The organism is Alkalitalea saponilacus, assembly GCF_900168165.1.
Classification (GTDB): domain Bacteria; phylum Bacteroidota; class Bacteroidia; order Bacteroidales; family Marinilabiliaceae; genus Natronoflexus; species Natronoflexus saponilacus.
This window is the reverse complement of the sequence record NZ_FUYV01000006.1, coordinates 157313-170142: the sequence shown is the minus strand read 5'-3', so window position 1 is coordinate 170142 and position 12830 is coordinate 157313. Positions and strand designations below refer to the sequence as shown.

Here is a 12830-nt window from a genome sequence, read left to right as displayed (position 1 = left end):
ATAAATATGTTGTAAAGGCTATGTTAATATTGAACTTTAATTCAATAAGTCGATATTTATAAATAAATCATCTTGCGTGTCATGCCTCCATCAACTCGAATTTCTTCACCGTTTATGAAATCATTTTGAGGTTCACACAAAAACAGAACAATATTTGCAACATCGCAAGGTTTGCCAATTCGACCGGAGAAATGCTGCATATGATCAACGTCAGAGAATGAGGCATTTTCGTTTGTATTTATCCAGCCTGGAGAGACGCAATTGACCGTAATACCGGTACCTGACAGAGAGGCTGCAAGTGCATGCGTCAATGATACCAGTCCACCTTTTGACGCGCCGTAAGCTTCGCTACCGGGTTCAGATTGAACAAACCGGGTTGAGGCAATATTTATGATTCGGCCATAACTTACGGGTTTGTGCATTTTTGCAAATTCGCGCGAAAAGATAAAAGGAGCTCGTAAATTCGTGTTAACAACATCATCCCAAAAACTGGTATCGCACACCTTTAATTCTTTAAAACGACTTATGCCTGCATTGTTTACCAATATATGCGGCTCAACAGATTCGGAACTAAGTTGCTTAAAGAAAGCAGTTATATTTTCCGGAACTGCAACATCAAATTCATAAAAGTGTAACTTTTCGTTCAAACTAACCAATTTCTCACCCTTTTCCCGGTCAACATCAACGACATGAACAAATGCTCCAATTTCAAGAAATTGGTTTACTATTTCTTCACCAATTCCATTACAGCCGCCCGTTACAATCACATGTTTTGTAGAAATATCACTCATCGCCATGGTTAGTGTACTTTAAACGTTTACTATGCAAATATATTAAAATAATTCAGAAAATTGCATGGATAAAACTCACAAAAGAGAGGATAAAAAAAAAGAGTTGCCAAAATGCAACTCTTTTCCTTTCTTTAAAATACAGCAAATCTAACTATTAGTTCAAACTAAAACACTTAAGCATCCACTCTTCCACCTCATCTCCGGCGGTCCATTCGTCCAGAGAGAAAAATTCATCATACATCCACTGCTCCAACTTAGGGGAATCGATGGTCTGGATTAACAACTCATCTAACACAAACTGCTCAAACTCAATCATCCAATCAAACAAACTCTCAGTTTCATCAATCAGAACATCGAACCCAATTTCCAGCATCCAATCAGAAACTATGTTCAATTCTTCTACAACTTCATCATTCCTCTCGATGTCCAACATCCATAGCTCTAATGTAAAGTTTATCTCCTGATTTCCGGTAACGAAATTATCATTAATCATCCAATCCTCAAGAAAAGAAAAGTTCTCAATTAAAACTGGTTGGCTATAAGCAGAGCTTATAAGAATACAAATGGTTCCACTGTCACTTAACTTTTCTTTCTCCTGGGAAATCCCTTGAATGTTTATTAACGCTACCACCAGAAGTCCAGCAAGAAACCTGAATACTACCGTTTTCGTTTTCATGACCGTTCCTCCAGTTAAAATTAAAACTACTTCGAACACAGGGTTCCCGTTCCAGACTATAAAAGCCATAAAGGAGACTGTTTTATGAAGCATTTAAGGTTTTAATGTATCATGTCATCCTTTATTAAATTGTACGCAACTCAAGAGATTATCGTTTCAAAAAACAGTGCTTTATTTTTAATAAATTTATGATTTTTTAATCCAAAAGGCAATTAAATCAGGGACTATTATCTGCGTTTTTTAATCTTTTTCTTACCTTTTTCAAGATCTTCATCTATTAATGATTTCCAGTCATGTGTAGCTGCAGGAGAAAAATCGATTGATTTTTCATACTCTTCAGTATTCATATTAATTACGGCAATTGGATTTGTTAAAAACTCTTCAATTTGCTCCAAAATTTCACGTTCCTCATCGCTACAAAATGATACAGCCTTTCCCCGATTAACGCCCCGACCTGTTCGTCCTACTCTATGAACATAATTCTCCGGAATCTCAGGCAAATCATAATTTACTACAATCTCAACATTAGGTATATCGACTCCTCTGGCACTAACGTCTGTAGCTATCAAAACCTTATTAATTCCTTCCCGGAAATTACTCATAGCACTGTTACGGTTCTTCTGATCCTTATCGCTGTGAATGGTTTCAGAGGAGAGTCCAACTCGCTCCATCGCTTTAAGAACACGTTCTGCACGAACTTTTGTACGTACAAAAACCAATATTTTACTATCGGGATTCTCTCTGACAATCCTCTCCAGAAAAAACCGTTTATGATCCATCTCCACGTAAGTAACAGCATGATCAATTTTGCCGGAAACCGGATTCTTGGGTGAGATATGAATTCGAACTGCATGTCTGACCAGGCCATAAGCCAAATCCTTTATTTTTTCATCAATCGTTGCTGAAAAGAACAATGTTTGCTTATTCTTAGGAAGATTTCTGAAAAGTTGACGCATGTCGTTATAAAAACCGAGTTCAAGCATATGATCAGCTTCATCAAGAATTAAAATTTCAATCGATTTTAGATCCAGATAGCCCTGACTTGACAAATCAAACATACGGCCTGGTGTGGCAACCATGATATCAACACCTTTTTTCAGACGATTAATCTGTGGTGTTTGATCAACCCCTCCTATTAATGCAAGAACCTTAAGCCCAGTCCCCTTTAGCAGGGAATCAAAAACCCCGGCCACCTGCATCGCAAGTTCATGAGTTGGAACCATTACCATGCATCGTACTTCAAAATTAGCCAGACTTCTTTTCCTGTGAATAAGTTTTTCAATCACCGGAATCGCAAAAGCTGCAGTTTTTCCGGTTCCGGTTTGTGCTACCGCCAAAACATCCTCACCTTTTAAGATGGGTGGAATCGATTTATATTGTATATCGGTAGGCTTTTTAAACCCTTGCTCAGCTAGATTTCTAATTAGTTGAGGATGGAAATCGTATTTATCAAATCTCATGATATGAATATGTTTTTAAAGTCGGCCTAGAGCAATATGAAAAGAAAGCAAAGATAGCAACAACTTGCTATCTTTGCCAATTTACAAACATCATCATTGCATCGGCTAAAGAAATTCATCAATTGCAAAAAATCGATAAGATTGAGTAGAGGTTTTAAATAGATAAAAGCATTATCAATAAGATCACATTTACCTTTGACTAGGCTAATACAAAATAGAGGCTGTTCCCATGGGAACAGCCTCTATTTTGCTTCTCATATTTGAGTTTTGTTCTGTTTAAAACAAATAGGTAATATTTGTGTATCTTTCAGAACCATCAATATATCTAAATAACTTTCAATAATTTAAGGTGTAACGTAAAAAATTGGGTCACTTCCAAGTTCAGCATCATCATCGTAAAACAGAAATGCGCTATCATTCATTGAAGTTTTTTGTTCTCTATACAACCGAATCATCTCAGCACCAGCAAGCAAAACCGGCCCATAACTATGTGCAGCAAAAACATTTACCGGACGAGCATAATAAAAAGCAGGATCAAAAGCCATACCTGTTCCAACACATGTGCCTTCAACCTGTCCCATGGCATTAATTTTGGTCGAAACAGCGTTCCAAGCCAAAGAGACAACAGGTCCGTATGCCAAACCATCAATCCAACCTTCATTTATTGCTTTAGCCATTGAATAAGTAAATATGGCTGTGGCTGATGTTTCAAGATAACTATCACTTCTATCCAGCAACTGATGCCAGAACCCAAATCCTGATTGCACTTCTGCCAATCCGGCAACATGGGCTTGAAGCAGGCTAACTACGAAATCATATCCGGGGTGAGATGCTGGCAAAACATCGAGCAGCTCTATCTTGGTCATAATGGCCCAGCCGTTTGCACGTGCCCATCTGAATTCAGGGTGAACATCCATTCCGGTTACATATCCATGCATGTATAAACCTTTATCCCAGTTGAACATGTAATCCGAAAAGTTCTTCACCTGCAATACTGCATCATCAAAATATTTATCGTCGCCTGTGTAAACGCCCATTTGAGCCAGAGCAGGCACACTCATAAATAAATCATCAAGCCAGAGAGTATATGGCTGTGGTCTATGTCGTGCCAATGTACCATCTGACAACCTGAGTTGATCATTGGATATGTAATCCACATAATTCCTGATCATCCAATCCAGACCATCGGTATACCCTCCTCTCACAGCTTTAATCATAGCAGCAGCCATCGCACCTGAATCGTCCAATGAACGAGGTTCAATAACGGTTCTCATGGGGTTACCTTCAACAAAACCATTATCATATAACTCCTTAAAGTAAGGCAATAATTCTGACAAAAACTCCAATCGGCTTACCGAGTAGTTCGTAAATCTATTATCTCCTGTGATTTCACCAGCCAGTAACATGCCTCCATAGGTAACACCCCATTCGTAACTGATCAAACGGTAATCGCCTCTTGTAAAAATGGTTTCTTTGTCTATCTCAGTATAGTCAGATACCGGCAATAATGAGTTTTTATTAATCAGGGTTTTTGGTGTTGTTCTATCTAAATATTCATGAACTCTGAATAAAACTTCCATGATATCCTCTTCAGCCATAATGCCATACGGAACGCCATGGTCGGCCTGCAAAAGATGCAAAGGAGCAGTTGTGTCTGTTAAAACAGGTTGCTTTTCGGTGTCTGTTGAGCAACTTACAGCGATCAAAAGACAAAAAGCACTTAAAATAATAGATCTCATAGTCTTATAGGTTTATTGGTTTATATTAATCTCAATGGAGCTCTCTTCCAGACCTTCACCGGACACAGACACAAGAATCTGTCCAACATCAGCGTTAGCTCTCACAATAGCAATGGCTTGTCCTCTGGATGTTCTTCTCACATTGGTCTTAAATGGCTCGTGGCTATCCCGTTGTCCGTTATCTACCGCAATTAGCTCTCCATTTCCTGAAACATTAAAAGTCAATGGCCGATCAAAATTGGGAGAATGAACGCCATTTTCATCAGTCAGCATAACACGAACGATGGCCACATCATCCCAATCATTTTTCAATGTAGTTTTAGACGCTGATAGTGCAATATTAGAAGGAGGCATAGCCGTTTGCATCTCATGAATTGCAACATCTTTTCCATCAATTCGCCCAATTGCTTTTATAGACCCAGGCTGATAGGTCAGTCGATATCTTATGGGTGAATGATCGGCAGGACGTTTTCTGACACCCTGCGATTCACCATTAAAGATCAATTCCACTTCATCACAATTGGTATAAATTTCGATATGAGCTTCATCATATGTATCAAAATCAGTAGGTGTCCAATCATCCACAAGTCCTCCTTCACCTAAATGTTGTTCACGTCTGAAGATTCTGATCATAGGCTTATCAGACCACCAACTTTCTCTTTCGTAGGTGCGTGGTTTGGTAAAACCAGCGCGATCAAAAAGGCCAAAATCATGCGACACCTCAGGCCAGTCGGCTTCGCCAAGATAATCGAATCCTGTCCATAGAAAGTGTCCGGCGATGGCAGGATTATCTCTCCAAATCAGATATGCCTGTCTGGTATGCCCGTTTTCCGTACCAATTACTTTCCAGTGTGGGTTATCAATTGATGCTTGCAGCAACTCTTCTTCCCGATAATTTTGCCCTACAATATCCATCATTTCAGCAAATCCATTCTGATAAACATTGGCTTGATTGGGTCTGAACAACCCCATTGTAACAGGGCGTGTCCCATCTAGTTTATGAACAAGATCATACTGCATCCTGAATGTTTCAAACCCCTGCTCATTATCAAGATTATCCCTAATTTCGTTACCAATGCTAAACATAAATATGGACGGGTGATTGCGATCTCTTAGAACAATGGAACGTGTGTCTTCCTCCCACCATTCATCAAAATGATGTTGATATCCGTAATCTCCGTGGTTTTTACGTGCACGCCAGGTATCAAAACTTTCATTCATAACAATGAATCCCATGCGGTCGCACAACTCCAGAAATTCGGGTGCAAAAGGATTGTGTGATAATCTTATGGCATTAATTCCGATTGATTGAAGTTGATTAAATCTTTCCTCCCAAATTGCAAGAGGCACGGCTGCACCGACTGCACCTGCATCATGATGAAGACATACACCTTTAATTCTGATGTTCTCACCATTGAGGTAAAATCCGGTAGCAGGCTCAAAATGAAATGACCTTATTCCAAAGTTAGTTACAAGGTCATCCTGCAACTCATTATCTATAGTCACTTGTGAAATACCTTTATAAAGTTGAGGAGAATCAAGAGACCACAATTGAGGGTTAAGCACCTCTAATATTTGTTCAATGTCGATTTTTTCTCCTGGTGCCAAATCTATAACAGTCCCTTTTTCTGAAACAAGATCCCCTGTAGGATTATGGATCAGCGTATTTAAATGCACTTGATGGCTAATCTCAGAACTATTTTTCAAAGTGGTAAACACTCTTACTGTTGCAGACTCTTCAGAGACTTTCGGAGTAGAAAAAAAAGTTCCCCAATTATCAATATGCACATCATTCTTCACTATAAGACGGACATTTCGATAAATTCCAGCACCTGTGTACCATCGTGATGCTGGCTGTTTTGAATTATCCAAACGCACAGCGATGGTATTAGAGCGGCCGTACCTTAAGTAATCGGTCAACTCATATTCCATGCTCACGTAGCCATAGGGTCTGTGCCCAAGATGCTCTCCGTTAATATAAACATCACTATTGGCCATAAGGCCATCAAAGTGGATAAAAACTCTTCTTCCTTCAAAGGCAGATGGAATATCGAACGATTTTCTATACCAGCCAATACCATTTGGCAAATACCCCCCTCCTCTTCCGGTTGGATTATTCTGATCAAACTCTCCTTCTATACTCCAATCATGGGGAACATTCAGCGCTCTCCAACTTCGGTCATTAAACCTTCTTGCCTGAGCTCCATCATGATCTCCTTCCATAAACATCCAATCATTGTTAAATGAAATTGTTATGCGAGATGAAGGGTAGTCATGGTCGTCAACCATACATCCGCTAAAAATAAATATTGAAATCAATAGAAGGGTAAAAAGATTTTTCCATTTTTTGTAGATAATAGTGGTCATGGTACAGATATTAAATTATTTTAACTTGTAAAGACGCTAACAACAAAACAAATAATAATGAGTTGGTTAAATTGTGCCCTGCCCCCTAATATGACAAGCCTACACAACAAATGATTTAAAAAACACAAATATACATGTATTTACAAGATAACACAATTTTTAAGATGTTTTTTAACGCTCATGAAAACTATTTTCATTGGTTTTTGAAAAGGAACTAATGATTTCGCCTACCCATTTATAAAAAGCACCCAGGTTGTTGTTTTGTAAATAAACATTAAAATACGATATTTACTTCAGTTTTGACAACAAAAGAGGTTCCATCCGCATCGTAAAATGACTAAGTGGAGCATCATCACACATGAAAATCATTGATTTATACATCTTTGAAAATACAAAACATCTAAACTTTAGGGGAAGAGATAGATTTTTATCAAATAAATCCGCTTTCTATTATGCATAAATTAGCATCGCAATTAAACTTAGAATCAATACAATTAATAATTCGTTAAACTTTTAGATTGTAAACAAGAGTATATCTTTGACTTCAATTAACTTATACATTTGGCAAGCATGTTTATATCTGCTTGTAATTCTGTAGAATAAAAAAATCAGCCAACTATTGCACACTTTAAATTATAAGAAAAATGAAAACTGTATTAAGTCTCATAACCCTTTCATGGATATTGGTTGCTTGTTCAACCTCACCGGGACAAGACTCTCAGCAATCTAACAGCCTATCTGAAACAGAACAACAATTCCTCGACAATCTAAAATCCCTTTGCGGCCAATCTTTTGAAGGAAGAGAAACATACACCAAGGATGGACGCGACAGTTGGGCAGATAAAAGAATGGTCATCTTTTTCACAGTTTGCGAATCAGATGAAGTGCATATTCCGTTCCACATTGACGATGATACCTCACGTACATGGATGTTTATTAATGATCACGGATCATTACGATTCAGGCACGATCACAGACATCCTGATGGCACACCAGAAGACCTGACTTTATATGGTGGCTATTCAGATGGAACAGGAACGCCATTCAGACAATCATTCCCTGCAGATCAATATACCGACAATCTTCTGGATGATGAACTTGATCGTGTCTGGAATGTCATACTTTCAGATGACTTGTCAACCATGACATATGAACTGGGGTATTTAGGTGAAATTGTATTTAGGGCTGAGTTTGATTTAAGCAACCCTCTTTAATTATTTTCCTAACTCAAAAACACTCCTATGAAAACCTACACTTTCTTTTCACTAATGGCATTGCTGGCACTGGCAAGCTGTAAATCAAATCATACATCATTAGATGGCGTAGCGTATGTGAAAGGAAGACATGTTTACACCGCCAACCATGAAAAACTGGTTATGCGGGGAGTGAACGAGATGTTTATTTGGAGTGATGATTTAACCGGAGACACCATCATTCCGGAAATTGCGAAAACCAACTCCAACACTTTAAGAATTGTATGGTTAACGGATTCAGAAAACATCAATGCTACACCAGAGAACCTGGATAAAATCATTCAAAACACAGTTGATGCCGGCATCTTCCCCATGCCGGAATTGCATGGTGCAACCGGCAAATGGGAAAAACTACAGGAACAAGTAGATTATTGGGTAAGGCCTGATGTTGTTAAAGTTTTGAAGAAACATGAACGTTATCTGCTACTTAACATTGTCAACGAATGTGGAGGACATGATGTTGATGCAGAAACATTCAGAATAGGTTACGAATTAGCCATTGATAGAATTCGTGCAACAGGATTACGATGCCCATTAGTAATTGATGCATCAGGTTGGGGCCAGGATTTGGACATTCTTCTGGAGACAGGCCCCGGCTTATTGAAACATGATCCACTATCAAATTTAATTTTTTCTGTACACATGTGGTGGGTTGCTGAAGATGGCTCAACTCAGCGAATCATTGATGGAATTGAACAATCTGTCAACCTAAACCTTCCTTTAATAGTTGGAGAATTTGCACCGATGGGTGTAAACTGTGCGAGGCACATTGACTATGAAACCATCATGGAGCAGTGCCAGAAACACGACATTGGTTGGCTGGCCTGGTCGTGGGGAGCCGTTGGAAACGGCGACTGTGCTGAAATGGACATGACACGGGGAGAGTTGCGAGGCAAATTTAAAGGCTTAACCGACTGGGGATTGGAAGTTGCTGTTACACATCCTTATTCAATTAAAAACACCTCCATTAAACCTTCGTTGGAGTAATCAGTAATTTGAATTGTAACATCTGTTTCTTTTCTCATAAAAAAGTAGTTATTTCGCACTTTATATTATAAACCTTAAAACATTGGTCAGAAGTGAGAAAATGGCGTATTGAAGATTCTGCTGAACTTTACAACATCAACGGTTGGGGAGTGGATTACTTTTCCATTAACGATAAAGGGAATGTTATAGTAACCCCGAAAAAAGGTCAGGCAGGCGTTGACCTCAAGGAACTCATGGATGAATTAATGGTTCGGGATGTCCCCAACCCTGTTCTCATCCGATTCCCGGATATTTTAGATAACCGGATTGAAACCATATCCACCTGTTTTAAAAAAGCAGCCGAGGAATACGAATACAAAGCACAGAATTTTTTGATTTACCCGATTAAGGTAAATCAAATGCGTCAGGTTGTGGAAGAGATTGTAAGCCACGGAAAGAAATTCAACATTGGTCTTGAAGCGGGGTCAAAACCTGAACTTCATGCAGTGTTGGCCATCAATACTGAGACCAATTCGTTAATTATTTGTAACGGATACAAAGACGAGGACTACATTGAACTGGCACTGTTGGCTCAAAAAATGGGTAAAAGGATTTTCATTGTAGTTGAAAAACTTAATGAACTTAAACTCATTGCGTCCATTTCCAAAAGGCTGAAAATTAAGCCAAATATCGGTATTAGAATAAAACTTGCCAGCAGTGGAAGTGGAAAATGGGAAGAATCGGGAGGCGATAAAAGCAAATTTGGTCTTTCATCAAGTGAATTATTAGAAGCTTGCGAATTCCTTGAAAAGAACAAAATGGAAGATTGTCTGCGCCTGATCCATTTTCATATTGGCAGCCAGGTCACAAAAATCCGCAGGATAAAAACAGCACTTCGCGAAGCTGCTCAATTTTACGTCCAGCTTCATAAACTTGGATTTAAAATTGACTTTGTTGATATTGGCGGAGGCTTGGGCGTTGATTATGACGGAACGCGCTCTTCCATCAGTGAAAGCAGTGTGAATTACACCATACAGGAGTATGTTAATGACTCCATTTCTCATTTCGTTGTAGCCAGTGATAAGGAGGGAATTCCTCATCCAAATGTAATCACAGAGTCCGGACGTTCATTAACGGCTCACCATTCTGTTCTTATATTTGAGGTACTGGAGGCAACCTCTCCTCCTATGTGGAAGGATGATGATGAAGTAGGCGATGAGGATCACGATTTGGTGAAAGAGCTTTATGATTTATGGGACAACCTAAATCAGCCAAGGATGTTGGAGAGTTGGCATGATGCGCTTCAGATTCGTGAGGAGGCACTTGACCGTTATAGTCTCGGAGTTCTGGATTTGGTAACACGAGCCAGAGTTGAACGTTTATTCTGGTCTATTGCAGGTGAAATTCACCAAATGGCATCTACCATGAAACATCCCAACGATGAATTCAGGAATCTGTCAAGAATACTGTCTGACAAATATTTCTGCAACTTTTCATTGTTTCAGTCGCTGCCTGATTCCTGGGCCATCGACCAGATTTTCCCAATCATGCCCATTCATCGGTTGGACGAAAAACCGTCACGCGCCGCCACTTTACAAGATATTACATGTGATTCTGATGGTAAAATCGACAATTTCATCGCCACCAGGAATATCTCACACTATTTGCCGGTACACCCTTTAAAATCCAGAGAAACCTATTATATTGGTGTGTTTTTGGTAGGTGCTTACCAGGAAATACTGGGCGATTTACACAACCTGTTTGGTGATACCAATGCGGTGCATGTAAGTGTAAATAAAGATGATTATAACATTGAGCAAATCATTGACGGAGAAACTGTTGCCGAAGTTCTTGAATATGTTCAGTTTAATCCGAAAAAACTGGTAAGAACAGTAGAAACCTGGGTAACAAGTTCTGTAAAAGCAGGAAAAATTACGGCGGAGGAAGGTAAAGAGTTTTTGTCTACATACCGATCTGGATTGTATGGATACACCTATCTAGAATAGAGATTATAGTTGATGGTTTGGGGTTGATAGTTGAGAGTTCTTAGTTTAATGTTTAGAGTTGATAGTTTGAATTTATGATTTTGTCGACGAACTAACAACCATGAACTATAAACTATAAACCATCTACCCTACATTCATAAACCCTAATAATAACAAAACCAGAAATTGATTGATTATTTAGAAAAAGTCATTCGGGAGTTACTAATTCTTAAAAAAAACGTAACGTTTTTTTTCATCGCCGCCTTTTTGATCTCAGCTGATTCAGAGGCAAACAATGACAGCACTTTCTACTCAATAGAAGCCAGATACCATTACGGCATCGTGATACCCCATCACTCAAACATGGCCTATTTTATAAGCGACTATGCCAGTGGGGTGGAGATAAATTTAAACAGAAGAAGATTCGGATCACAAATCTGGGAAAGTAAAATGGGATACCCGGAAACCGGGATCGGTTTTTGGTTCAGCACGCTTGGAGAACCAAACATCTACGGAAACGGCTATGCAATCTATCCATACATCAATTTCAACCTGTTTGATTTAGGAAACCTTAATGCCCGATACAGAGTCGCGCTTGGGTTGGGATACGCTGACACTCCTTATGACAAATCAGGAAATTTGTTTAATAACATTTTTGGATCGTATCTGAATGCTTATATAGGCCTGGGGCTACATCTATCCTATCCGGTCAGTAACAGAATTAATCTTCGATCAACCCTCTCGCTTAACCATATGAGCAATGGCTCTTCACGCAAGCCAAATCACGGGCTCAATACAGCTGCTATCTCTTTTGGTGCAACATATCATTTGTCGACGCAGGAATATCCAAGGGTTCTTCCGCAAACCTCTCCTCGAATCAAAGCACGAGAAATTGTCGGAACACTGAGTGCAGGACGCAATCAGGCGGCGCCATATCCCCCGGACATACATTGGTCGGGCAGTCTTACTTTAACACATTTGTGGTATCAAACTGAAAACAAAGCATATGGACTGGGACTTGATTTTATAAGATACGGTGGAGCTCCTTTGGCCTTTATTAAATTGGAGGAGATGGATTTTAATGCGGAATATGGATTTTCTGACTACTTTTATACCGGAATAACCGGAACCATGGAATCGCATCTTGGCGCTACAGCACTGTATATTACTGCAGGCGCTTATGTACATTATAAAACAGAACCACGTCAACCAGTGTATGCACGTTTGGGCATCAGGCAAAAGATTTATGAAAACCTGTTGGGTCATTTTGGTATAAAGGCCAACTTTTTCACGGCAGAGTTTATAGAGTTTGGGATGGGGTATAGGTTTAGGTATTAGGGTTTAGGGTTTAGGGTTTAAGGTTTAAGGTTTATGATTTAGGATTTAGGGTTTAGAGTTTGGGGTTGCGCGTTGCAGATTTTGGATTGCGGGGTGAGGCGAAATTACGTGATTAGTGAGAAATTAAGTTAACTATAAACTATCAACCATAAACTAACAACTATCAACCATAAACTATAAACCATGAACTATCAACCATGAACTATCAACCATAAACTATAAACCATAAACTATCAACTGTCAATCATTCCGAAG

At 39.1% G+C, this 12830-nt stretch carries 9 protein-coding genes; 4 read left to right on the top strand and 5 right to left on the bottom strand.

All coding sequences use genetic code 11. From position 1 onward, the window contains the following. Positions 1-56: 56 nt before the first annotated feature. From B5X70_RS07165 to B5X70_RS07145, 5 genes are all read right to left on the bottom strand, one after another. A complete protein-coding gene (locus B5X70_RS07165; protein ID WP_079557211.1) occupies positions 57-791 on the bottom strand; it encodes an SDR family NAD(P)-dependent oxidoreductase in 735 nt (244 codons plus the stop codon). A 154-nt stretch (positions 792-945) separates the two neighbouring features. Beyond that, a complete protein-coding gene (locus B5X70_RS07160) occupies positions 946-1536 on the bottom strand; it encodes a hypothetical protein (protein ID WP_079557210.1) in 591 nt (196 codons plus the stop codon). 158 nt (positions 1537-1694) lie between these two features. Continuing rightward, positions 1695-2927, bottom strand: a complete 1233-nt coding sequence (locus B5X70_RS07155) for a DEAD/DEAH box helicase (protein WP_079557209.1) — start codon at positions 2925-2927, stop codon at positions 1695-1697. Between the two features lie 344 nt (positions 2928-3271). Beyond that, positions 3272-4666, bottom strand: coding sequence for a glycoside hydrolase family 88/105 protein (locus B5X70_RS07150; RefSeq protein ID WP_079557208.1), 1395 nt, complete (start codon positions 4664-4666; stop codon positions 3272-3274). Positions 4667-4678: 12 nt separating this feature from the next. After that, entirely contained in the window at positions 4679-7033 is a 2355-nt protein-coding gene (locus B5X70_RS07145) for a glycoside hydrolase family 2 TIM barrel-domain containing protein (RefSeq protein ID WP_088328519.1), read from the bottom strand. A gap of 644 nt (positions 7034-7677) precedes the next feature. Here B5X70_RS07145 and B5X70_RS07140 point away from each other — a divergent pair. The 4 genes from B5X70_RS07140 to B5X70_RS07125 all read left to right on the top strand — a co-directional run bounded on the left by B5X70_RS07140 (position 7678) and on the right by B5X70_RS07125 (position 12575). Beyond that, a complete protein-coding gene (locus B5X70_RS07140) occupies positions 7678-8247 on the top strand; it encodes a hypothetical protein (RefSeq protein WP_079557207.1) in 570 nt (189 codons plus the stop codon). A gap of 27 nt (positions 8248-8274) precedes the next feature. Then, positions 8275-9273, top strand: a complete 999-nt coding sequence (locus B5X70_RS07135) for a cellulase family glycosylhydrolase (RefSeq protein ID WP_079557206.1) — start codon at positions 8275-8277, stop codon at positions 9271-9273. 92 nt (positions 9274-9365) lie between these two features. Further along, positions 9366-11258, top strand: a complete 1893-nt coding sequence (gene speA, locus B5X70_RS07130; protein WP_079557205.1) for a biosynthetic arginine decarboxylase — start codon at positions 9366-9368, stop codon at positions 11256-11258. A gap of 165 nt (positions 11259-11423) precedes the next feature. Further along, positions 11424-12575, top strand: a complete 1152-nt coding sequence (locus B5X70_RS07125; RefSeq protein WP_079557204.1) for an acyloxyacyl hydrolase — start codon at positions 11424-11426, stop codon at positions 12573-12575. The last annotated feature ends 255 nt before the right edge of the window (positions 12576-12830 follow it).